Origin of the sequence: Roseofilum acuticapitatum BLCC-M154 (assembly GCF_030068475.1) — a bacterium.
GTDB lineage: Bacteria > Cyanobacteriota > Cyanobacteriia > Cyanobacteriales > Desertifilaceae > Roseofilum > Roseofilum acuticapitatum.
In genome coordinates this window covers 1-24,378 of record NZ_JAQOSP010000121.1, presented here as the reverse complement: position 1 = coordinate 24,378, position 24,378 = coordinate 1, and the positions used below count along the sequence as shown (strand labels likewise).

Annotated in this window: 21 protein-coding genes and 1 pseudogene; 5 read left to right on the top strand and 17 right to left on the bottom strand. The window is 43.1% G+C overall.

Annotated features, from left to right (window positions below; translation table 11 throughout):
* The first annotated feature begins 318 nt into the window (after positions 1-318).
* The 3 genes from PMG71_RS19600 to PMG71_RS19590 all read left to right on the top strand — a co-directional run bounded on the left by PMG71_RS19600 (position 319) and on the right by PMG71_RS19590 (position 4,621).
* Positions 319-3,261 carry a hybrid sensor histidine kinase/response regulator gene (locus tag PMG71_RS19600; RefSeq protein WP_430541023.1) on the top strand — a complete coding sequence of 981 codons (2,943 nt, stop codon included), beginning with the start codon at positions 319-321 and terminating at the stop codon, positions 3,259-3,261.
* Positions 3,262-3,329: 68 nt separating this feature from the next.
* The gene (isiD, locus tag PMG71_RS19595) at positions 3,330-3,551 is read left to right on the top strand and encodes a protein IsiD (RefSeq protein ID WP_283755413.1); all 222 of its coding nucleotides are present in this window, start codon (positions 3,330-3,332) and stop codon (positions 3,549-3,551) included.
* Between the two features lie 128 nt (positions 3,552-3,679).
* On the top strand, positions 3,680-4,621 hold the full coding sequence (locus PMG71_RS19590; protein WP_283755412.1) for a calcium/sodium antiporter: 942 nt from the start codon (positions 3,680-3,682) through the stop codon (positions 4,619-4,621).
* Here the strand turns inward: PMG71_RS19590 and PMG71_RS19585 are convergent.
* From PMG71_RS19585 to tpiA, 4 genes are all read right to left on the bottom strand, one after another.
* Positions 4,582-5,943 (bottom strand): hypothetical protein, encoded by a 1,362-nt coding sequence (locus tag PMG71_RS19585; protein WP_283755411.1) that lies wholly within the window; start codon positions 5,941-5,943, stop codon positions 4,582-4,584. The two genes, PMG71_RS19590 and PMG71_RS19585, sit on opposite strands and share 40 nt — an antisense overlap.
* A 5-nt stretch (positions 5,944-5,948) precedes the next feature.
* Entirely contained in the window at positions 5,949-7,298 is a 1,350-nt protein-coding gene (locus PMG71_RS19580) for a hypothetical protein (RefSeq protein ID WP_283755410.1), read from the bottom strand.
* Between the two features lie 133 nt (positions 7,299-7,431).
* A complete protein-coding gene (gene folP, locus PMG71_RS19575; RefSeq protein ID WP_283755409.1) occupies positions 7,432-8,286 on the bottom strand; it encodes a dihydropteroate synthase in 855 nt (284 codons plus the stop codon).
* A gap of 98 nt (positions 8,287-8,384) precedes the next feature.
* A complete protein-coding gene (gene tpiA, locus PMG71_RS19570; RefSeq protein WP_283755408.1) occupies positions 8,385-9,119 on the bottom strand; it encodes a triose-phosphate isomerase in 735 nt (244 codons plus the stop codon).
* 148 nt (positions 9,120-9,267) lie between these two features.
* On the opposite strand from tpiA, the gene grxC reads away from it, so the two are divergent.
* Positions 9,268-9,528: a glutaredoxin 3 gene (gene grxC / locus PMG71_RS19565; RefSeq protein WP_347179343.1), complete on the top strand. Its 261-nt coding sequence runs from the start codon at positions 9,268-9,270 to the stop codon at positions 9,526-9,528.
* A gap of 55 nt (positions 9,529-9,583) precedes the next feature.
* Here grxC and PMG71_RS19560 read toward each other — a convergent pair whose 3' ends face one another.
* Positions 9,584-10,651, bottom strand: a complete 1,068-nt coding sequence (locus tag PMG71_RS19560; protein WP_283755406.1) for a hypothetical protein — start codon at positions 10,649-10,651, stop codon at positions 9,584-9,586.
* Between the two features lie 196 nt (positions 10,652-10,847).
* Between PMG71_RS19560 and PMG71_RS19555 the strand changes: the two genes are divergently transcribed.
* Entirely contained in the window at positions 10,848-11,477 is a 630-nt protein-coding gene (locus PMG71_RS19555; RefSeq protein ID WP_488199583.1) for a hypothetical protein, read from the top strand.
* Between the two features lie 133 nt (positions 11,478-11,610).
* Here the strand turns inward: PMG71_RS19555 and PMG71_RS19550 are convergent, their stop codons facing one another.
* The 12 genes and pseudogenes from PMG71_RS19550 to PMG71_RS19490 form a co-directional block, all read right to left on the bottom strand.
* Entirely contained in the window at positions 11,611-12,288 is a 678-nt protein-coding gene (locus PMG71_RS19550) for a hypothetical protein (RefSeq protein WP_283755404.1), read from the bottom strand.
* 4 nt (positions 12,289-12,292) lie between these two features.
* Entirely contained in the window at positions 12,293-13,564 is a 1,272-nt protein-coding gene (locus tag PMG71_RS19545; protein WP_283755403.1) for a lipopolysaccharide biosynthesis protein, read from the bottom strand.
* Positions 13,536-14,561, bottom strand: a complete 1,026-nt coding sequence (locus PMG71_RS19540) for a glycosyltransferase family 2 protein (RefSeq protein WP_283755402.1) — start codon at positions 14,559-14,561, stop codon at positions 13,536-13,538. Before PMG71_RS19540 ends, PMG71_RS19545 begins: the two co-directional genes overlap by 29 nt.
* Before the next feature lie 4 nt (positions 14,562-14,565).
* A complete protein-coding gene (locus PMG71_RS19535; protein WP_283755401.1) occupies positions 14,566-15,999 on the bottom strand; it encodes an O-antigen ligase family protein in 1,434 nt (477 codons plus the stop codon).
* Complete coding sequence (locus tag PMG71_RS19530; protein ID WP_283755400.1) at positions 15,992-16,144, bottom strand: hypothetical protein; 153 nt, start codon at positions 16,142-16,144, stop codon at positions 15,992-15,994. The genes PMG71_RS19535 and PMG71_RS19530 overlap by 8 nt, the downstream gene beginning before the upstream one ends.
* Positions 16,141-18,147: a GumC family protein gene (locus PMG71_RS19525; protein WP_283755399.1), complete on the bottom strand. Its 2,007-nt coding sequence runs from the start codon at positions 18,145-18,147 to the stop codon at positions 16,141-16,143. The genes PMG71_RS19530 and PMG71_RS19525 overlap by 4 nt, the downstream gene beginning before the upstream one ends.
* Before the next feature lie 5 nt (positions 18,148-18,152).
* Positions 18,153-19,224: pseudogene (locus PMG71_RS24230) on the bottom strand (glycosyltransferase family 4 protein).
* 161 nt (positions 19,225-19,385) lie between these two features.
* On the bottom strand, positions 19,386-20,591 hold the full coding sequence (locus PMG71_RS19510) for a glycosyltransferase (RefSeq protein ID WP_283755397.1): 1,206 nt from the start codon (positions 20,589-20,591) through the stop codon (positions 19,386-19,388).
* A gap of 81 nt (positions 20,592-20,672) precedes the next feature.
* Complete coding sequence (locus PMG71_RS19505) at positions 20,673-21,242, bottom strand: Uma2 family endonuclease (protein WP_283755396.1); 570 nt, start codon at positions 21,240-21,242, stop codon at positions 20,673-20,675.
* A 74-nt stretch (positions 21,243-21,316) separates the two neighbouring features.
* Positions 21,317-21,886 (bottom strand): Uma2 family endonuclease, encoded by a 570-nt coding sequence (locus PMG71_RS19500; protein ID WP_283755395.1) that lies wholly within the window; start codon positions 21,884-21,886, stop codon positions 21,317-21,319.
* 59 nt (positions 21,887-21,945) lie between these two features.
* Positions 21,946-22,647 carry a hypothetical protein gene (locus PMG71_RS19495; protein ID WP_488199582.1) on the bottom strand — a complete coding sequence of 234 codons (702 nt, stop codon included), beginning with the start codon at positions 22,645-22,647 and terminating at the stop codon, positions 21,946-21,948.
* A 135-nt stretch (positions 22,648-22,782) separates the two neighbouring features.
* A complete protein-coding gene (locus PMG71_RS19490) occupies positions 22,783-24,198 on the bottom strand; it encodes an NAD(P)(+) transhydrogenase (Re/Si-specific) subunit beta (protein WP_283755393.1) in 1,416 nt (471 codons plus the stop codon).
* Positions 24,199-24,378 lie beyond the last annotated feature (180 nt).

Genomic DNA, 24,378 nt, shown 5'->3' with positions numbered 1-24,378 from the left:
GAGGAACTGTTTGATTTAGATGCTTCATCTGATGATGGAGAGATGGATTTAGATGCTTTGGGAGAAACTGAAGCGTTAGATGATGATTTGTCTCTAGAACTAGAAGAAAGTAGTAGTTCAGAGGAACTGTTTGATTTAGATACTTCCTCTGATGATGGAGAGATGGATTTAGATGCTTTGGATTCTGAGGATTTAAATTCACAGGAAGAAGTAGATAGGATTGATTCTTCGTCTGAAGTTATCCTACAAGGTGAAGAAGAAGAAGAAACGCCAGAAGTTGAAGAGGTTTTAACTCAAGAACGTCAAGATGAATTTGATATGATGATGGAGAATAATCCATCAAATTCGCAAACCTATTCCTCTCATTCTGATGCTAGTGTTGATGACTTTTTTGAGATATCAGATTCTTCGAGTTTATCATCCACTAATTCTGATTCTCGACCATCAACAGATGAAGATGATTTCTTTGCATCACCATTAGTGGAATTAGAAGACGAAATCGATTTAGAGGAGTCTTCGGATTTGGAGGAGTTGAGTTTAGAAGAGGAGTCAGAGGAGTCTTTGACTGGGGAGATGTCCCTGGATTTAGGGGAGTCTTCGGAAGAGGAATCATCGGTAGATATATTTGATTGGACTTCTGAATCAGGTGATGAAGATCCTAGTCAAAAGACATTCATTCAAGAGTTTGATGATTTTGAACTGGAGGATGGGTTAGAGACAGATGCTCTGGATTTTTCATCAGATTTAGGAGCAGATGGAGGTTTGAATTTCGATGAACCGGTGATGGAAGAAGGATCTGAAGATCTAGAGGGTTTAGATTTTTCCTTAGAGATGGATTATCATCAAGGGGAAGATTTGTCAACTCTGTTTTCAGATGAAGAAGAGGCGTTAGGTGCTGGGGAAGATCTTGAAGATATCGATGAACTGAATTTGTTTGGTGATGATTTAGGTGCGACGGATGAGACTTTAGAGAGTTTGGATTTTGGCGATCATTTAGAGCCAGTGGATTCTGGTTCTAGAATGTGGCAAGAGTTAGAGACATTTTTGGGAGTAGAGGAAAAGCAGCGTGAAAGTATTGAAGTTTTTACGCAGTTGGAGACGTTTTTAGATGAACCGGTGACTTTACCGAGTCCATCTCTACCTCAAGAAGTGAGTCATGAACTGCCGGAAGTTTCGCAAGTAACGGAAGGGGGATTTGATGATCTCGAAGAGTTATTAGCGCAGGCAGATCAGGCGTTGGGGGGCCCACCAACGGCTAATGCGACGACGGCGCGATCGCCTAAATCCGCGAAACGAGTTGAGCAAAACATGCGGGTTCCGATCAAACAACTGGATAACCTGAGTAACTTGGTTGGGGAATTGGTGGTTAACCGAAACAGTCTTGAGCAGAACCAGGAACGGTTGCGGCAATGTCTAGATAACTTGCTCTATTTGGTGCAGCAACTGAGTGATGTGGGGGGTAAAATGCGGGATCTCTACGAGCGATCGCTTCTAGAAGCTGCATTGCTCAGTTCTCGTCATAGCAATCGTACCGCCTTCTCTGGTGGAAATGGATCGGGAGAGTCGAATCACAATGATGGTTGGGATCATATCGAAATGGATCGATTTACCCCCTTCCATACCCTCTCTCAAGAAACCATTGAGTTAATTGTCCGAGTCCGAGAGTCTTCTTCCGATATCGAGTTTATCGTCGAAGAAACCGATCAGGTGACCCGCCAATTCCGCCAAGTCACGACTCAATTGCAAGAAGGGTTAACCCGCACGCGAATGGTTCCCTTTGCTCAAACGGCAGATCGTCTACCAGGAGCAGTGCGGCGAATTGCTACGGGTTTGAATAAGCAAGCAGAAATTCAGATTGAAGGGAAAGAGACTCTGATCGACAAAATGATTCAAGAGCAGTTATTCGATCCGATGACTCATCTGATCAATAATGCCATGACCCACGGGATTGAAACTCCCCAGGATCGCAAAAAGTCAGGCAAAAACCCAGTCGGCAAGATTACGGTTAGAGCCTTCCACCAAGGAAACCAAACGGTAATATCAGTTTCTGATGATGGAGCAGGAATTAATACGGCGCGAGTGAAATCGAAAGCTCTAGAAAAAGGTTTGATCACAGCTAAAGAAGCAGAATTGATGTCTCGTCTAGATATCTATGATTTGTTGTTCCATCCTGGCTTTAGTACCAAGGATAAGGCGGATAATTTTGCCGGTCGAGGTGTGGGGATGGATGTGGTGCGAGTGGCTCTGCGGGAAATTCGCGGTGTGATTACGACGGACTCCATGGAAGGACAAGGGACAACCTTTACGATCCGTCTGCCGTTAACCTTGAGTATTTCTAAGGCTCTCTCTTGTATTAGTAATCATGCCCGCATTGCCTTCCCGATGGATGGGGTAGAAGATATGCTCGATGTGCCCAAAGAGCGCATTTATGCCAATTCGGCAGGTCTCAATTGCATTAAATGGCGGGATACGGAGCTACCTTTTAGGCCTCTATCAGAGTTGTTGCAGTATAACCGGACGATTGGCCGGGGACGGGTGTTTGCTGGTTCTGCTGATGATGATATTATCTCGATCGTGATTTTGCGAAGCGCGGGTCAGTATTTGGCACTTCAGGTGGATCAGGTGTTGGGAGAGCAGGAAATTGTAATTAAGCAGTTAGAGGGGCCGATTCCTAAACCGGTGGGTGTAGCTGGGGCGACGGTTCTTGGGGATGGTCGGATTATGCCGATCGCCGATGTGCTGGAGTTAATCGATCTGTCGATGGGTCGTTCTCGACGGGATGCTCGGATGTGGCAAGAAGTGGTTCCGCCCGAACCCGAACCCATTGATAAGTCTGAACCGACGGTGTTGATTGTTGATGACTCGATTACGGTGCGCGAGCTGTTATCGATGACGTTTGTGAAGTCTGGATATCGAGTAGAGCAGGCTCGAAATGGGTTAGACGCTTGGGAGAAATTGCGAGCGGGTCTGCCTTGTGACATGATTTTCTGTGATATTGAGATGCCGAAGCTCAATGGTTTGGAGTTGTTGGAGCGTCTCCAAGGTGATGAAGGTCTCAAGCAAATTCCGATGGCAATGCTCACCTCACGGGGTGCATCTAAGTTTCAACAACACGCGGCTACTTTGGGAGCGAAGGGATATTTCACCAAGCCTTATTTGGAGGAAGCACTGTTAGAAGCGGCTCAACGGATGCTCAAGGGTGAAAATCTGTTAGCGGGAATGTCGCAGCCGAGTGCTGAGGAGGCGATCGCCGAAAGTTAGCCCACCCTCTGTACATCAATGGGATAAGATAGTGTTGATATACAGACGGTGCAATGGGAGGCTCAACTATGGCAATGATCACCATCTCCAAGCAGGCAATTTCTAACATGACTTCAGAAGATATCACCCTGCTGGCAAACCGTTTGGAAAAAGATGAGTATAGCAATGCCTTTGAAGGATTAAGGGACTGGCATCTATTACGGGCGATCGCCTTCCAGCGTCCAGAAATGGTCGATATCGTTCAACCCTATCTCTACTTGTTAGATATGGAAGCCTATGACGAGGCTTAGACCACAATAAGAAATTAAGATAAATAAGGATGTCGCCTGTAATGCAAGCGTTCATCCTTTTTCCTCTTCATTTCATATTCACTAATCCAAGCCCATGTTTAATGTTTAATGTTTAATGTTTAATTAATATGACATCTGTAATTCTGCTGTGGTCTTTAATTTTCGTCATTAGTTTAGCAGTCTTAATCAAATCATCGGACTTTTTTACGGAATCAGCCGAAGTTTTAGGATTATTTTTTCGCTTACCTTCCTTTATCGTCGGTGTACTCCTATTATCCATCGGCACATCTCTACCCGAACTCCTCTCTTCCCTGGTTGCCATTTTCAACAACTCATCAGAAATTGTCTTCGGTAATGTCCTCGGATCGAACATCGCCAATATTTTCCTCATTGTTGGCGTAGCAGCCGTCTTTAGTAAAGGACTCATTCTAGAATACGATTTAACCAAAGTTGACTTACCCCTACTATTAGGCTCTGCCCTCCTCTTCATTCTTGCCGTAATTAACGAGCAGTTTTCCCAAGGTGAAGCTATTTTTTGTCTGTTAGGATATGTGGTTTATCTCTTCTATACCCTCAGCCACCGAACGGAAGAAGAAGACACCGAAAACCCTCACACCCAAACCTTTCCCCTAAAAGCTGCCCTGGTTCTAGTCACCAGTTGCTTTGGCTTATATTTTGGTGCAGTTTACACCATTGAATCCGTCACCCAAATTTCACAAGTCTTAAACATTGGTAAACATATTATTGCTGTGAGTGCCGTAGCATTAGGAACCTCTTTGCCAGAGTTAATGGTTAGCTTAAATGCTGCCCGTAAAGGCAATGCAGAAATGGCATTAGGAAATGTCGTTGGCTCTAATATCTTTAATTCCCTAGTGGTAATGGGTATTCCGGGATTAATTACCCAATTAGAAATCAACCATGATTTACTGATTATCGGATTACCCTTTTTTGCTGCCGGAACCCTGTTATTTTATACAGTTACCCAAGATCAACACATTACCCAATGGGAAGGACTATTATTTTTCGTTTTTTATGGGTTATTTATCGCCAAATTCTTTAATTTAGTTTGAACCGTTGCGGATGGCGTTCCGGCTTGCAGAGTTTGCACAATTTGGTTGGCAATATATTGGGCAAAAATTTGATTACCTAGAATGGTATAATGGCAACAATCATCCCTATAAACCGGTTGAGATTCAGGATCAAAAACAGTTGTCCCATTAAAAATATTGACCTGATTTTGTTGCAGTTGGGTAATAGCTCTGATTAATTCTGGGTAACCTTGAGACACACCTTGGGTATAAGTTTTTTCCGGATTAATCGCCTGTTTTTGCTCTTGGGGAGTAAGCTGACGTTGGGTAGAATAGTATTGATTCGGTTGCAAGAAATGGAAGTAAAGGGCATTTTGACTGAGCAAGGTTTGATGCATTAAAATAGAACTGTTTACCCAAGTTTGAGCAATTTTGCTATACAGGTTTTCATCTGTTGTATCGGGATCGGGAGGATTGAGATAAAACAGGCTAAAGGCGTTAGATGTCGGAGCTAAAACTAGAGTTTCTGAAGTTTTATTTTGCTGGTGTTTTAAGAAATTTTGATAATCTAGACGTAGAATTTGATAATGGAAGAGTTGACTGATATAACAGAGTGCTAAACTGCAAGCATTTTGTTGATTTTCAATTTTACGAAGGGTAGCATTATATTCACGGATTTTAATCAACATTTCCAGATCTTTGGCAGAAAATTGATGATTCCCTAGATTGACTAAGGCTTTCATCAGGGAACCATTGGGTAGGGATAAATGGACATTTTCGGGATAATTGAGGCTGGATAATACCACTTCATTAAAGCCATCAATGTTAATCACCATATCAAAGTCTTGCCCTAGGGATAAGAAATAGTTAAAGACGAGGAGTTGCTGGGGTTGTTTATACCCTCCCTGGGCAAAATTTAAGATAATAATCTCTTTATCGGCAAATTGGGGAAATTTCTGGAGAGTGTTGGTAATAATTTGATACTTGGCTTCCGTATTGGCGATCGCCAACGCCACCGATCCACCAAAAATGCCGATGATATACTGGCGATCGCTCTCTTTCAGCACTGGATAATCCCTAAATGAACCAAATTGATAATTATTAATCGTTGGCTCTTGGGGCTTAAAATCAGTATAGCCAAAATAAGGATGGAGTCTTAGTAGCAAACTATCATCTAACTCAACTCCCGTATTATCTGTTTCCTCAAGTGCCGAATAGGTTTCTTTTGAGTCTTGGGAGCGAGTATAAAAAAGTTGCTGCATTTTCAGTCCATAAAACCCTAAAGACAGCAGTTCTAAAGACAGCAAAACACCGCCAATATTAAGTAAGATGACTTTAATCCATTTTGGCTTAAACTTAACCATGATCGCTAAGGACTCGGTTGACTGAGAGTAAGGGCAATTTGACTGGCAACAAAGTTGGCAAAAATATTTCTACCCGTTTGATTATAGTGGCAACAGGTATCAATATAAACGGTTTGGGGTTCTGAATCAAAGGCAGTGACACCATTAAAGAAAGATACCCCATTCTCCAATAATTCTTGACTCGCTTTCACTAAAGTGGGATAACCCAACTGTACGCCATTAATATAAGGATTGCGTTGATTCCTCTCTGGTGCAAATTGCTCCTGTTCTTCCGCACTAAATTGGCGCTCGGTGGGATAGTATTGATTGGGTTGCAAGATATGGAAATAGGGAATATTTCGATATTTTAGAACCGAATTCATGGCTAAAGAAGACTGTCGCCAAATCTGGGTCATGGCTTGGTAATCTGTTTCTATCCCTTGACTTTCCCAAGGTTGGAGATAAATTAAAGATTCATCTGGAGTGGCTGATTTTTTGCGTTGATCGTCAAAGTCTTCTAGGCGATCGTAATAACGTCTGATTAAAACGGTTGAGCGAATTTGTTCCCAAAAATAACATAACGCTAACCCACAATCTTGTTGGGCTTGCAAGCTATTTTTCAGTTTTTCTTTAATCGCGATCACCTCTAGCATGATTTTCATTTGATTGCTTGAGAGGTTATTATTGGTTAACTGCACTAGAGGCATGACTTGTAAGGCACTCGGCATAGAAGGAGCGATATTTTTTTTGATATTGTTGCTGGCGATCGCTACTTCATTGAAACCATCAATGTTAATGACTAAATCCAGTTCTTGCCCTTGAGATAAGAAATAATTCAACACCAGCAATTGTTGCGGTTGCTTATAGCCCCCTTGGGAAAAATTTAAGAGGACAATTTCTTTATCAGCAAATTGGGGTAAAGCCTTCAGGGTTCGGGCGAGGGTAGGATTCTCGATTTCATTCATATAGTAGAATGTGGCGACAGAACCGCCAAAAATGCCGACGAGAACCTGATTGGGATTTTGCCGGATGTAGGGATAATTAACTTGAGAGACTAAACCATAATTATTGGCATTAAAAACCGACTGAAATTCAAAGCCCCCAAATCCTGCACCAGGTTTGGAGATATAGCCAAAGAAGGGATGCAGGATTTCGCTGATATTTTGTTCTAAGCGAATCCCCTGTTGCTCGAGGTTGATGGGATCGTCTTCTGAGTTTTCGGCATTTTCTGGCGATCGCCCATAATAGAGTTGCTGATGTTGAGCGGCATAAAACCCCAAACACACTCCTTCTAGTAAGAGGAACATCAACACCAGATTGATGCCCAGAATTTTAATCATATTGCCCAGAGGAGGCAAATTTTTCAGTCCCTTCATCGATCGACTATCAACCTAGAGCTAAACCCTGTTGCAGAGATGATTTCCCTGCGATCGCCATGACGATCTTGTATCTGTCAACGTTATAGCATAATTGAGAGCCAAGCCATTTGGATCAATGTTGAGTCTCAATTCAAGAGGCGATCGCCCCCCGATAAATGGCATCCGCCACCCGACACACCTCTACCATCTGCGGCAAGTCGTGGACTCTCACCATATCTGCCCCCCCAGAAATGGCTGCACAACAAGCGGATGCTGTACCCCAAACCCGTTTTTTGGGGTCAGGCTGGTTTAAAATATGACCGATAAAACTTTTGCGCGAGGGGCCAATGAGTACCGGATAACCCAATTCGCGCAACCGAGGAACCTGGCGCACAATTTCTAAATTTTGCTCAGTGGTTTTGGCAAAGCCAATGCCCGGATCAACGATAATATCCTTAATTCCAGCCTTCAGAGCCTTCTGAATTTTCTCCTCTAAAACTCCAACTATCTCGCCGATTAAGTCCTCATACTGGGTCAACTGTTGCATGGTTTCCGGAGTTCCCCGCATATGCATTAAAATAATGGGCACTCCCAGTTGAGCGACAGTTGCCAACATTTGCTCGTCAAAGTCTCCCCCAGAAATATCATTCACCCAATCTGCACCGGCCTCTACTGCTGCCTGCGCCACTTTCGAGCGTGTCGTATCAATGGAGACTGGAATATTGCCATAGGGTTCAGGTAATTCTCGGATGTTTTGAATGACTGGAATCACCCGATTTAACTCCTCATTCAGGGAAATTTGGGGGCTACCAGGGCGAGTGGACTGGCCGCCAATATCGACTATATCTGCACCGCGATCGACTAAATATCGGCTCTGGGCGATCGCGGTTTCTAAGCCCTGAAACTCACCCCCATCGCTAAAACTATCTGGTGTAACATTCAACACTCCCATTACATAGGTTCGCTCTCCCCAATCCAAGGAGCGTCCCCGCACCATCCAACCCATATCCTATCCCTATAAAAACCTAAGAACTGTAGGGGCTTTTCATGTCCCGAAGGGAAACAGCCGTTCGCCCCTACAGTCTATTTCCTATTCCCTATTTCCTAGGGCGAAGTGTTGTAATTGACAATTCGGGCAAACCCTGGTGCATCCAGACTTGCGCCACCAACAAGAACCCCATCAATTTCCGGTTGGGCCATAATCTCATCAATATTATCGGGTTTCACTGAACCTCCATATTGTATGGGCACATCCGGGTTAGAAAGCTGAGAACGAATTAAACCAATCACCCGGTTAGCTTCCTCAGAATCGCAAGTTTTGCCGGTTCCAATGGCCCAAATTGGCTCATAGGCAATCACCAGTTGACTTTGATCGATTCCCACTAAATCTTGATCCAACTGCGAACTAATATGAGATTCCGTTTCCCCATTGACTCGCTGTTGCTCTGTTTCTCCCACACAGAGAATGGGGATTAGCCCATGTTTTTGTGCTGCCTTCAGACGTAAATTAACGGTTTGATCGGTTTCGCCAAAATACTCCCGGCGCTCGCTGTGGCCGATGACCACGTACTGTATACCGATTTCTGTGAGCATGGGGCCAGAAACTTCACCGGTATAAGCGCCCTGGTCTTCCCAGTGAACATTTTGCGCCCCCAGATCCACACGAGTACCCTTTAATTTTTCTGCTAGAATCCCTAAATCGGTAAAGGGGACACACAAAACGACGGTTCGTTCTGCGGGGGTTTTTTCCAGTTGAGAGAGAAATGCTTGCACAAACTCTAGGCTCTCAGCCTGGGTTTTGTGCATTTTCCAGTTACCTGCTAAAACTATCTTTCGCACTGATGATGTAATCCTCAGACTAAAGCAATATTCATAAGCTCAAAGGAGCATAGTACCTTTTTTTGAGGGACTCCTGCAATCATTCCTGGGGCGATCGCCAATTTTGTATAGAATTGTAAAGGAATTGGATTATGGGAGAGCCACAACGATTATGGCAAAAGTTGAAATTTATACTTGGAGAACCTGCCCCTTTTGTCTGCGAGCCAAAGCCCTGCTAGAGAGCAAAGGGGTTGACTATATCGAATATGGTATCGATGGAGACGAAGACGCACGGGATAAAATGGTAGAACGCACGGGCGGCCCGCGATCGGTTCCTCAGATTTTTGTCGAGGATCAGTATATTGGTGACTGTAGCGGCATTTACGCCCTGGATGCTCAGGGTAAGCTCGACCCCATTTTAGGTGTGTAAATGAGCTAGGGGTGAACCATTTTTCGCCCCTTCCTTTATTTTGCATTCAATAATACTAATTGCTGATTGGGCCAGCCAAGGGTTGACGAGGTTTACCCCCTCCTCCAATGGTTTCAGGGGTATTGTTCTCTACGATGGATAAGGCTTGAAAGAGTTGATTGATATCCTCATAAAAGGGCCCAGAATCTTTGGCAAAGGAATAGCCGTAGACCGACTTAAATTCGGTTTCGGCTCCGTTTTCGATGGCGATCGCATAATTATCCCAAGCCGTATCATCAACAATATACCCGCCATAGTTCTGTAGGGCATGAAAGAGCTTTTTTCCGGGCAGGGTTTGCAGTCCTAAATCCTCTTCATTCATCTCTGGAGGAATGGCTAAGAGAGCGCCCATGACTAACTTCGGATTGGAGCCACCATATCTAATAGAAGAATCATCATTGTAGGCATAAGCATCAGAACGAACAGCCGGCCATCGATATCCTGGAGGTTCGCGATAGAGATATTGATGGGCATAGACCAATAATTTTAGAACATGGGGAATCGGAGGTGCAGAAGGCAACAACTCCCCTAAGCGAATCGCCCCCCCAATACTCGATAACCCAGAACCTCCTTGACCTCCCGTAATTCCCATGCCATAGATACTTTCTTCTCTGGGGGTGGGATAGCCAAACACTGGCCCCCCTTTTTCGCAACGAGCTAAAGGATTGAGTTGAATTAAGGTTTCTCCATCAGGAGCGAGGAAAGCGGCTGCATTATTGGGAGTTTCGTTTTCTGTAGCATCGGGAACAATTAAGTCTGCTGGCACATGAATCGTACCCAGTTGTCTGCCCCCCAGCTCACATCGCCCCACCCCCCAATGTTGAGGAAAATACCACGGCACTTGAGGATCGCTCTGTTGGGTAACAATGTAATAGTTAATTTCAGGAGAAACCCATTGAGCTTGGCCCAAACCTGCTGGAGTGTATTTTGCATCGGAACCAATGGGCATGTTCCAGATACTCTCGCTCGAAAACGGTTGATGATGCTTATCGCGGAGTTGGGGAACAGAAGAGGAAGAGGTGCTGCAAGCGATGATTAGGGTAAAAATGAGGATCGATATCCAGAGCGATCGCTTTCTGTTCATGCTTCTAGGAGTGGGACTTTTAAGTTAATTTTAAGTTAATTTTAAGTTAATATTAGACACATATAGCGCTTCTCTCTTCTATGGAGTACAAATCTATGGAGTACAAATTCAAGGCTAGACCCTAAGTAAGACAAGATATTGCCTAGCACGCAGCGTTATATGTAAGCTTTTATACATATGTAGGTGATTGATTAAGATGAAAATCCATAAGCTAACTTTAATCAAGGTATATGTTCCCGCATTACTTTTTATACTTATGTCATTTGTATTCACTAAAATAGTTGGTGTTGATGCATATACTGTTGTAGGAGATCCTGCAAGTGTTGCTGAAATTCCAGGTTATATCGGCTTTTTCTCCAATGTCGGAAATTTGTTTTGGTGTGCAGCAGTGACTGTCTGTTTTTTTTCTGCATTTTGTCTGAAAAAAATAAAGGGATGTCTTCAAAAGTCTTCTTTCTTTTTGTTCTTTGGACTGTTATCCATGATTTTGCTGCTTGATGATATGTTTCAGCTACACGAACTCTCTGACATCTTTCCAAGATTTGTTGAGTTCCTTATTTTTTCAGCATATGGTCTAGCTTTCATTAGTTGTGTATATTCTTTTAGAAAGATCGTTTTGAGTTCAGATTACCTGTTGTTTTTGGTTTTGGCTTTTGCATTCTTGGTTGCATCAGGATTATATGAATTTACTTCTGAAACATTATACGGTAAGCATTGGGTTGAAGAGGGATTTAAATTTTTAGGTATTATAAGTTGGTTTGCTTATTTCTTTTTCTTCTCAGCATCTAGTTTATTACAGTCTACTACCAGGGGAAGAGCTGTATAGTCAATTCGATTAAGGTTGAGACACGACAATACAGACACAACCAGTCTAGAATACCCGTATCTGTAGGGGCGATCGGCCGCTCGCCCCTACAAAAATGTCTCACTGTTATTCCAATCGACTATATATATCAAATCTAGTATTCTTTTCTAGATTTGATATAACGATCTAAATAAACTTTTTTGATTTCTGTAATTCCCAATTGTACAAAGTAGTAAAACCAGCTTACTATGCCTAAGATCTTAAATCCATCCTCTAGGAGTAAATTGTTTCCATTGTCGAACCAGCGATCTGGCAGAGGAAAAACTTCTTTATCCAAGAGAATAGACAAGAGAAAAAATATTAATGCAAAGGTAAACGAAATATTTTCTGTCGATAAGATAATTCGATGAAAAATCGTTAAATATACGATAACAATCCCTAAATAGATAAAAACAATACTTCCTTCTGGGATTTTCAGATATTGGGGGAATCCAATGGAGTGGAGAACAAATAAATCATCAAACAAAAGCAAAGCGGTAAGCGCACCTGAAGCCAGAAAAAAAATTTGTAGTTTCTGTTTAGCTTTCAATTCGAGTAAAAGGGCAAAACAGAACCAGCATACTGTAGTTGCAGCGCACCAAAATAGAATACCAATATTGGATAAGGCTCCTGTATAGAATGGCAATGCCTCATTACCCACAGCAATGGGGTCAAGGGTGAGATAATATATGGGGACTCGATCTTGAACTTTAATCAAAACAAGAATCACCAAGATAGGCAAATATAGAAACGCAAACACTCCTAGGATTTTCTTCAGGTGGGAAGCATTCATCGTTTTACACGCTGTCTTTTACAAAAACCATCTTAATCGCTGACCAATTGAAGAGAGATGACATGACTGTATGGAAGCTCAAAACGGTAACTGCTACCCATAAAATACCATAAGGAGCTACAATCCAAAGGGCCATCACAAAGAGTGAAGTATAGATCAAATCAAGTCTCAGGGAAATATGGGTCTTATCAACTGAATTCAGAAGGATGGTAGAGGATAACTTATAAGCCCTAGGAATTACGGAAAGACAAATTAGAATTAAAATCGGAATTCCCTCAGACCACTTCTCCCCAAAGATAATGGGAACATAGAAGGGCGCTAAAACAGATTGTAGTAATACTAAAGGAATCAAAAACTTAGCAACTTTCTTGAGACTGCTAAAGTATTCATATTTTAATCCTTCTAAGGTTTCTCGTACAGCACAGAGGTGAGGATATAAGGCTGAAATTAATGAATTCACTACATTCATGGTAATCCCTGAACCCGCATTAAAAGCAAAGAAATAGATCCCTAGGGCATTTAATCCTAAAACTTTACCGACAATTAAATAATCAATCTGATCGGTAATTTTATTCAAGAGTTCAACCATCACCAGATTTCGACCAAAGGTAACCACCGTCTTCCATTTTGGGAAGTTAATAGATTTTGGAGGCTGCCAATGATGATTTTTCCAAGTAATAATTACCCAAACAGGTCGAGATAAAACCATCGCTAGAACGATTGACCATATCCCAAAACCGAATAAGGCTAGAATGATAGTTATTGTATTACTAATTAAAGATTCTACACCATAACACAATGCCCTGATTTTTAGCCGATTTTCTCGTTCTATCAATGCCCCTTGCACCATAAAAAGAGGGAACAATAAATACATGGATGAGAGAACACATAGAGGAAGAATTAATTTAGGACTGTTATATACATCCGCAATGACAAAAGAAAATCCACATTGAATGAGGATAATGCCAAGACACAGTATCCAATTCAACCAATAAGAAGCTTGACAAATATCCGCCAGATCGGATTCGTCAGCTTGAATGATTTTAGCCCCTAATCCATTTTTTAAAGTAAAGACACTGGCAAATTCAAAAACTGTATAAACAATTGCCATCATTCCATAATCTTCTTGGCTAAACATTCGTGCTAAGGTTACCGTCGTTCCTAAGCGGAAAATTCGGTTGGCAAATTCTGACATCCCTAGCCATCCAGCATTACGGAGAAAACGGTTTGAGATGAGCTGCTTCAGATCATTCAGATTTAAAAATTTGTCTATCATTTACTACTAAATATTTTTTTCTAATAATTACATTGTTGAATATTTTATTCACAAACCAACGATATCTATATAATATTTTGAGTAAAACATCATATCTCTTTGTTCCCAAATATGCCATCAAAAAAAGAGCTAAACTTAAGCGCCAATATTCTTTTGTCCACCATAGCATTGGATCGTATTCTATAGCTATTTTACGAAAATAAAATGACATTTGACAATCTTTTTTAAGGCATTTTAAAGGCTTCCATGCTAAAGAAAAATTGGCTCTACCATAACTTTTACTTTTCAAGTATTGCAGTTCTGAAGGAGCAGAAGTAAATGCTTTTTCAATTACGATTTGATATCCCTGAGCCATGGCTTTCCAATCTCGTGAGGCACTGATAGGATGCTGTCGATAGTACACTAAAACTTCTGGAACAACTGCAAATGGATAAGAAGAAGCAATCCGCAGCCACATATCCCAATCTTCATTAAACGATCGTAATTCGGGATCAAAAACACCACAGGTTTGGAAGCAAGTTCTCCGAACCATTGGTACACTACCACAAACTAGAATATTCTGTTGAATTAAGGTATCCCAAACCTGTCCTTGAACAGTGCTTTTAAAGATCCGACCAGTTTCTTTTCCTTGCTCATCTATAAAAGCAACCCAAGTGTAAACTAAACCAATGGTTTGATCTTTTTCTAAACATTCGAGTTGTTTTTTTAATTTAGTAGGTTCCCACAAATCATCGGCATCTAAAAAGGCAATATATTCACCTTTAGCATAGGCAATCCCTGTATTTCTTGCCTTGGCTTGACCGGTATTTTCTTGCGAGATTAATTTTATCCTGGGATCGGGGACTTGAGCCACCCATTCAGGAGTTTGATCGGAACTGCCGTCATTAACTACAATTACTTCAAAATCTTCATGGGTTTGTTTCAGAACATTTTCAATTGTTTCTGGAAGATAAGCCATGGCGTTATAGGCAGGAATAATGACAGAAATTTTGGTCATGGGTTTACTCCTGATTGATCTCATGCCAGGATTTTTCTTTTTTTTTCCAATCCCAACCAGCTACAGCGAAGACGGTAAACCAGTAGAAGAAATAGGTGGTATGAGTCCAGATATTTTCGGTAATCATGCCGACAGATAAACCAGCGAGGAGGGCGAGGAGGGTGAAGGCTAAATCTTGTTGTGCGCTTTTGGGTGGAGATCGGCGGATGAGCTGAAGTAAACGGAGAGCCTGAGCGCCAATAAATGCTAGAAAACTGGTAAATCCGATGATGCCACCTTCGACTAGGGCGCGAACATAGTCATTGTGGGGTTCTAAGCCGTTGGTGCTGACATATTTTCCTAAGCCTAGTCCAAAACCGAGCCAGGGATAATTTTGCCATTGGGTGAGTAAATAATGCCATTGAGAGAGTCGCCAATTAAAACTGTTGCCATCGCCTTGGGAGAGGAGGATGGCTTTCCAAATGTCCATATCTGGGTTTAGGAGGGGGGTTTCGGCAATGGAACCTAAGCGTTCTTGGCCAAATTCGGTGCTGGCGAATAGTCCGAGAACTAGAGTTAGGAGTGCGATCGCCCCCAAAAAGTTCACAGCATTCATGCGCGGTGCGAGAATACAAAATAGGAAAGTTGTCAGCATTATTAAGCCAAATAAGGCTTTAGTGGCGACAAAAAACATCACTACTAATCCGAGTATCCCTAGCCAAAGCTGGCGATCGCGGGTATGCCCCTGTTTCCAGTAAGTTAATCCAATAAACAGATAGAGAAAACTGGTAAAGGTATTCGGATGTCCCAGACTCCCATTAATTCGGCTTCCCGTCTCAAACGCCCCACTGCTGCTTTGATAGAGAAACATAGAGGGGAGGGCAGAAGGGATCGCCAGTTGCAGGGAGGCTAAAGCTAAGGGAATGACAAGCCCCCAAAAGAGCAGCGTCATCATCTGCTGAGGAGACAGTCGTCCTTTGAGTTGCATCACCAATAGATAAACCATGAGCCAGGCAAACAGGCGTATCCATTCTCGTAAAGCGGAGGAGAGATAAGAGCCATCTAAGCCTAAGCCTCCAAGGGGAAGCAAAATGACCCAGAGGACTTGGAAGGCTAACCAGAGAATAAGGAACCACCAGAACCCATCAGTTTTAACCGGTTGGCGCGTGAGCAGTTGCACCAAGACATAGAGGAGGGTAAGGACAATCAGGCCCAAACCAAAGGCAGCCGGGAGACTGTAGTCAGAAAAGATATCGAGGGAGGTTCGCAGAATCAGTAAGCCAATGACGGTGGCTTCAAAATAGGTAAAGAAACAGAGGACACCCATTCCGGCAATGAAAGCCATGGCTAAGAGTTTTGGCTTGAGTCCCACCAGCAAACCGGCGATTAAACCCATAAATAGGGTCGCAACAGATAGAAGTCCCAGGGAAGTGATTTTACTTACTTTCAGGTCAGCCACGATCGCCTCCTTGACCTTTCTTGGCCGGTTGCAAGGATTTAACTGCGGGCAATTTTCCCTGCACGGGATACCGATAATAGGCTCTTGTATACGCCGTCATGCCATTAACAGCAACCCCCATCACCTTCACGCCGTTACTTTTCAAGTCCGATACAGTCGGATGAGGATATCTTTGGGAGTCACATTGGGGCGAGTAATAAGCAATAAACCATTACTGTCACGACTAAGGGTATGGGCATCGCCGCAACTGCTGATGGGAGGGGTGTCAATAATAACCAAATCGTAGGTTTGGGCCGCTTCTTCGAGTAAAGTGTGCAGTCGGGCAGACTCCAGGAGCTTGGAGGGGTGAGGGGTGAGTTCTCCACAAGGCAGCAGATATAGGTTGTCGATTTCTGTGGCTTGTACGGATTGAGATAAGGGGCGATCGCCGTTTAAACTTTCTGTCAAACCCGGTTGGGCCTCCCGTTGCCAGATCCGGTGTTGTTGAGGACACCGTAGATCAGCATCGATAATCAGAGTACGGCGACCTAGCAGAGCAGAGACGGCGGCTAAATGGGCGGCGATCGTTGATTTGCCTTCCGAGGCGATCGCGCTGCTAATTACCACCCTTTTCAGGGGGTCTGCACTCCGAAATTCTAGCGTTTTCAACAATAAACGATAGGGTTCCACAAACCGGCCATTGTCCAGAAAAGCGTTAGGAGGCGTTAACTTCAGAACCGGAGCCGTCAAAGTAGGCAATACACCCAATAGAGGCAACTTGAGCAACTCTTCAATTTCCCCATCATCATGGAGTGTATTATCCATAATTTCCAACAGCACCACTAACCCTACCGCCAGCATCACTCCAAATGCTGTGGCTAGAACTAACACCACCGCAGCGCTCGGTGTTTCGTCTCCACTCCCCTCTTCTGCCAGTTCAATAATCCGAATATTGCCTAACAGTTGAGTTTCTGCTAATCGAGCTTCTTCGAGCTTCCCTTGCAGAAATCTCAACGTTTCTTCTGCCTCTTCTCGTTGGCGCACTAAAGCCATTAACGGTTGTTGTTTTAGGGGCAACTCATCCAAACGAGCTAATAAATTTTGCCGTTCTCCACGCAAGGCTCTAATTCGGTCTGCCAGTGCCACACTTTGGGACTGAGCCGTAATCAAGTCAGCAATTAAATTCTCACTCAGTTCATCAGACGTAATCCCTTGCCGGGGCAAAGTTTCACCCGGAGGAACCACTTCAGCAAGTTTCTGTTGATAGAGTTCAACCAGAGCCTGGCGCTGGGCAGCTAAGGACTGGACAATCGGATTTTCATCGGTAAACCGCGATCGCGCTGTTGCCAATTCAGCATCTACCTGTGCTAATTGACTTCTCATCTCTTCTATCTCTTGATCTCCCCCTACTCTGCGTCCAATATAAGCATTTTTTGGATTATCAATTCCCGTCAATTGGCGCAATTGTTCTACTTGAGTAATTCTCTCTTGATACTCAGCAACCAGCGTCCTCTCCTGCGCTTCCAAATCCCCTAAACTTCCTACTAACTGAGCCGTTTGTTCTTCCACATTGACCAAGCCACTCACCCTACGGTAGTCATTTTCGGCTCTTTCAGCCGCTTCTGTAATTTGCCTTTGTCTGGGCACTTCCTGCTCCAGGAATTCTCTGACTGCCTTAGCTTCTAGGCGAATTTCCCTCGCACTTTCATCTACCATGGTTTGGGCAATAGAATTTAGCACTTCTACCGCCAAGACTTCCGATTCATTCTGATAAGTGACCTCTAGGATATTAGTCGCCGGAATAATAGCTATTTTTAAGTGCTTACGCACTTGTTTTAATGTCGGAGGCACTGCCAAAGGATCGAGGGTTTCTATATTAACCCGATCCATCGCTTCTTGAATCACTCGTTGTGACTTAATTAACTCCGATTGCGTCGCCAAAGGACTCGACTCTCCCGTGCGGTAGCTCGATACTTCACTCAAGCTTCGACTTAACTCTGATATCCCAAGCTGTCGGTCATTGAGAATTAACCGTGCCTTAACTTCATATTTGGGAGCAGTAAAGAACAAATACGCCCCAGCACCAGAAAGGGTAGACAACAATGCCAAAACTGCCACCCAACCGCGACGATGCCAAACTGAATGTAGTGAGGGTAAAGTGCGTTCCATGTCTTTTATTTAGTTTCAATCCTGCCCAGCGATTTCAACCGCTTCCGTTGTACTAAATTCTTTTGGAAGCTTTCCGCTACAGAGCGACTGGTTACTACTTTATTGTAGAGCTTCAGTTTTTCATAAGTAATATTTTTCCAGTTGTAATGGGTTTTAATATGCTTTTGGGCCTTTTGAGCCACTTCCTGTATATGTTCGGGATGGGACAGTGCATATTCTAATTTCTGGGCACAGCCTTCAACATTTCCTACCGGAAACAAGAGTCCCCGTTCTTCTTGTGCCCCCACCAGTTGCTCATGGGCAGGAATATTGCTTGCCAGCACGGGAATCCCTTCTTGCATCGCTTCGAGCATCACCAGAGGTAGCCCTTCTAGATCGGAGGGCAGCACAAACAAACTTGCTCCCCGGACGATATCCGCAAGTTCAACCCCTCTAATTTGACCTGTGAATATAATCTTCGGGTGATTAGCCGCCAATTGTTTAAGCTCTTGAGTATACTTATCTGTAATTGAAGATATGTACTGTGAGCATCTGAGCCTAAATAGGTAGCCGGTGCATTGGGAATACAGGGAGTAATAATCCCATAGGTGGTTTTGAAGTAGTCTTGCAGAGCTTGAGAAACCACGGTGATTTCATCAGCGTAGCGTACAGCCATCTTTTCTCCGAGATGAATTAATCGGCTAGAGAAGGCTCCCCATTTCGATCGCTGCCAATCTAAACCATGACAAGTGACGATGACTGTAGTTGACCCCATCAGTTTTGGTAACCAACAGAACAAAGCCGGCCCCAGGGCATGGATATGAACTAAATCGTAGGAACGTAAGTAGGTGGCGATCGCTCCTAGTGCTGAATTAAATACTGCATCGACTCCCCGAAGAGGAATCGAGGGCAAAGAAATCACATTTACCCCCTTCACTTTCGTCGATGAAAACCAAGGCGTTTCTGTATAGCTCGATCGGGCAAATAGATCCACACGATGCCCTGCTGCCACCATTCTGGGATAGAGTTCTTGACAGTAATGTTCTATCCCCCCTGTTTGGCAGGTAGCCCTTTTGCACCAATAACTGCAATCCTCATAATGAGCTACCCCCTGGAAAGCACCGCTTTATACAAAAACTTGTTTTTGCCGTTGTTCTCTTCAAGAGACTCCAGATCAATTAAGATTTGTTGAATTTCAGCTTCTCTTGAATAACCAATTGGGACTATAAACGATTTTCAATGCAAAATCAATCCGTTTTCTACATTTCTTTCCCCATTCGTCTCCTTTGTTTCATTTCTTCATAAAGATTGATAACGACTTCTTTGGCATTATAGGGTTGTACGGCTTGACGACAAATTAAGGAAGAATATTGATCGGGATTGTTAATAACTTTTCTTAATTCTTGAGCGATCGCACCAGCAGATCGAGTGGCAGAAACTTCACCACTTCCAGGAATTAAAATTCGCGGCGTTTCACCACAAGCCGTACTCACAAAAGGAGTTCCACAAGAAAGCGCCTCTAAAACCACAATTGGTAATCCTTCATAGACACTGGTTAAAATACATGCAGAACTTAATTGATGGTATTTAACCAACTGTTCTTGAGGTACAGCCCCTAAAAGGGTAATTTTTGTGGACAGATCTAACCGTTTAATTTCAGACTCTAGTTCAGGTCTTAATTCTCCTTCCCCAGCAACCAATAGGTGGATATTAGCTTCTTTAAGTATTCCTACAGTTTGAACAAGTAACAAAGGATCTTTTTGAGGATGAAGACGACCCGCAAACAAAACAAAACGAGTATCTGATGAGAGATTCATCTTCCGTGCCAAATCTTTTCTCTTTTCCTCTTTTTCCCGAACTTCCAGAGGATAAAAACGCTCTAAATCAACTGGATTTCTTATCCCCTGCACCCTAGACGATAAATCAGGATAACGTTCTTGGTAAAACCTTGTGGATTCCGTGTTACACGAATAAAGCCGATCCAACCCTTGCATCAGTCGATTTTCCAGCACAAAATAAGCCCAGGGAAAATATTGCCATAATAAAGCCTTTTTCCCAGTAGTAGACTTCATTTGTTGTTGAATATCATTATGAATAAATAAAGCCTTCTCCCCCTGCCATTTCCCAGCAACCAACGTCGGCTCAATCCGATGGAAATGCAGAAAATCCGAACTCAAATCTTTTCCCATCAAAGCTTGCGTATACTTTAAAGTTGTGGGAATCCAGCGCCTGACATTATCCTCTTCCAAGGGAATAACCGGCATAAACTTCAACGCTCGTCCAGCAAATTCTCTATCCTGCCATTTGCCCAACTCACCAGTATCTTCTCCTGTCCCCACCAACCGCACTTCAAAATCTGAAGGGGCATATTTAATAAAATTACAGATTACGCTTTGAATCCCGCCAATACTACTTTTCCAGGGATTAAATTGATATAAAATCGTTAATATTAGTTTTTTTTTCATCTTTTGGTACTCATAGTCTTTCCCAATCAGAATAAGGCCAATTCGTAGGGTGGGCAATGCCCACCTGACCCACTTAATCTTTCACTCGGTCAAAACCTCATCATAAATGTCTGCCATTGTCAAGCTCAAACCCACTGAATTCAACTCTAAACTATCATCTATCTCCAAAATTTCCAGCGACCAATTTCCATCCGTATTCCGTCGATACACTTCCACCTTCATTTCCGTTTGAGACACCAGAATATATTCCTGTAAACTGGGCAAACTTTGATAATTCAACCGTTTTTCTCGCCGATCTAAACTTTCAGTCGAAGGGGAAAGTACCTCCACAATTAAACAAGGAGAAGTTTTATAATATTTTTCCCGATCTTCAGGCTCGCAGGTGACCATAACATCGGGATAATAAAACAGATCTGCCGTATCGCGAGCAATAGGCATATTAACCTTCATGTCTGACATAAAAGTTTTACAACCACTCCCTCGTAAATGAGCGTTTAAAAAACTCGCAATATTGAGAGTAATACGATTATGTTCTTCGCTCCCACCAGACATGGCGAATATTTGCCCGCCAATATATTCATGACGAATGGGGCTGAGTTTTTCCCCTTCAAGATAGTCGGGTACAGAAATTAATGCTGTAGAAAGTTTCATGAGAATACCCTATTTTGCTAGACCTTTTATCATTCTATTGGTAAGGTGGCATTGCCCCCCTACTCGTCCATATCTCACTCGGTCAAAACCTCATCATAAATGTCCGCCATTGTCAAGCTCAAACCCACTGAATTCAACTCTAAACTATCATCTAGTTCCAAAATTTCCAGCGACCAATTTCCGTCGGTCTTCCGTCGATACACTTCCACTTTCATTTCGGTTTGAGACACCAGAACATATTCCTGTAAACTGGGCAAACTTTGATAATTTAACCGTTTTTCTCGCCGATCTAAACTTTCAGTCGAAGGGGAAAGCACCTCCACAATTAAACAAGGAGAAGTTTTATAATATTTTTCCCGATCTTCAGGATCGCAGGTTACCATAACATCGGGATAATAAAACAGATCTGCCGTATCGCGAGCAATAGGCATATTAACCTTCATGTCTGACATAAAGGTTTTACAACCACTCCCTCGTAAATGAATCAGTAAACGAGTATAGATATTACCAGCAATACGATTATGTTCTTCGCTCCCCCCAGACATGGCGAATATTTGCCCGCCAATATATTCATGACGAATGGGGCTGAGTTTTTCCCCTTCAAGATAGTCGGGTACAGAAATTAATGCTGTAGAAAGTTTCATGAGGATACCCTATTTTGCCATACATTTTATCATTCTATTGGTCAGGTGGGCAATGCCCACTACCTTTTAGGGTAGCATATCGGGTTTTGGCGATCTAAATAAACATTTTTGATTTCTGTAATGCCCAATTGAAAAAAGTAGTAAAACCAGGTTACAATTCCGAGTATCTTAAATCCATCCTCTAGTAACAAGTTGTTGCCATTATCTAGCCAATAATCGGGGACAGGGATAACTTGTCGATCAAACAGAATAGATAAGGCAAAAAAGATTAACGCAAAAGTAAATGAAATTTTTTCTGTCGATAAAATCAGTCTATAAAAGCTGGTTAAGTACGCGATCAGGATACATGAGTAAATTAAAAAAACTATTTTTTGTGGAATCCCTAGATAGTAGGGGAATCCCAGGGTGTGGAGAATAAATAAGTCATCCAATAACAGCACAGCAGTTACCGCACCTGAAGCTAGAAAAAAAACTTGCAATTTCTGTTTTGCTCTCAATTCAAACAAAAGGGCAAAAGAGAACCAGCAGACTATGGTTGCAGCGCACCAGAACAGAACACCAATATTGGATAAAGTCCCTGCATAGAAGTGCAAGTTTTCATTATACAACTTCAAGTGTTTGTGACACACACCAAGGGGGTCAAGGGTGAGATAATATATAGGGACTTGATCTTGAACTTTAATGAATACCAGAATTGCCAAGATAGGCAGATAGAGTACGATAAAGACTCCTAGGATTTTCTTGAGGTGGGAAGTATTCATAGTTTTACCCTTTATGGTTGTTTTAAATAGCGATGAAACAGTGTAGGGGTGGGTTTGAAACCCGCCCCTACAACCCCCGTATTAATCGTTGCCAACAATTGGTAGGGGCGAAAATTTTTCACCCCTACTGTGCGTCTATAACTCTTTGACACTTGAAACGAGTTGATTTACCACATCCTTTGCACTACCAAAGAGCATCATGGTTTTATCTTTGTAGAACAACTCATTATCTACACCTGCAAACCCCGTATTCATGCTCCGTTTAATCACAATGGTATGCTTGGCTCGGTCTACTTCTAGAATGGGCATTCCATAAATGGGGCTATCCTGATTACTGCGAGCAGCAGGATTGACCACATCATTGGCTCCAATGACTAAGGCGACATCGGTTTGGTCAAATTGGGGATTGATGTCATCCATGTCATAGAGTTGGTTGTAGGGAACATTGGCTTCTGCTAAGAGGACATTCATATGTCCTGGCATCCGTCCGGCTACGGGATGAATGGCATATTTGACTTCAACGCCTTGTTTTTCGAGTAAATCGGCTAATTCCCGGACGACATGCTGGGCTTGGGCAACTGCCATGCCATAGCCGGGAACAACGACGACGGATTTGGAATAGCCGAGCATCATGGCTCCTTCTTCTGAGTCGATGCTGTGAACGGTTTGTTGTACTGCTCCTCCGGAACCGCCCGAACTACCTGTTCCTTCGGCGGTTCCAAAGCCACTGAAGAGAACGTTGGTGAGGGTGCGGTTCATGGCTTTACACATGATTTGGGTGAGGATTAAGCCGGATGCTCCGACTAATGCACCGGAGATAATCAGCACGTTGTTCATGACGACAAATCCGGCGGCACTGGCGGCTAAACCAGAGAGGGAGTTGAGTAGGGAGATGACTACGGGCATGTCACCGCCGCCGATGGGAATGACGAATAGAATTCCTAGGAGTAGGGAAATTCCGGTCATTACGAGGAAGATGGGGGTGTTGAGGGAGTCGTAGAGTAGATAGCCGGTTGTGCCGAGGAAGGCGATCAGCAACAGGATGTTAATGGGTTGTTGCAGGGGAAATTTAATGGGCGCTCCGGTGAGTATGCCTTGGAGTTTTCCAAAGGCGATGAGAGAACCGGTGAGTGTAACGCCACCAATGAAGACACTGAGGATAATGGAGAGGTTGGCATCGATGGGAATGGGTTGCTGCTGGTTTAAGCGCCGCCAAAATTCGGCGATCGCCACTAACGCAGATGCAGCCCCCCCTAATCCGTTAAATAAGCCTACCATCTGCGGCATGGCGGTCATGGCGACTTGTTTGGCGGCGATCGCCCCAATCAGAGAACCGATAATAATCCCCACTAGGATGAGTTCATAGTTGAGAACTTGCTGATCGAGCAGGGTAACGACAACCGCTAAGAACATGGCAACGGAGGCTAATAAGTTCCCATTGCGAGCGGTTGCTGGAGAACCGAGTTGTTTTAATCCAATGATAAACAGGGATGCGGAAACTAGATAAACCAGTTGAATCCCTGTGGGTAAATATTCTGTGAATGCTGTCATTACTGTTTGTCTTTCCAAATTACAATTGATCCCCCCTAGCCCCCCTTAATAAGCAGGGGGTTTTCAAAGTCCGGGGCAATCTTTAAAAGAAAAGTGAACTTTTCCCGGTAAAATTAAGAAAAGCTCACTTTTTTCCAAAAAATTAAATCATGCTTACTAGCCTAATCGAAGAATTCAAAA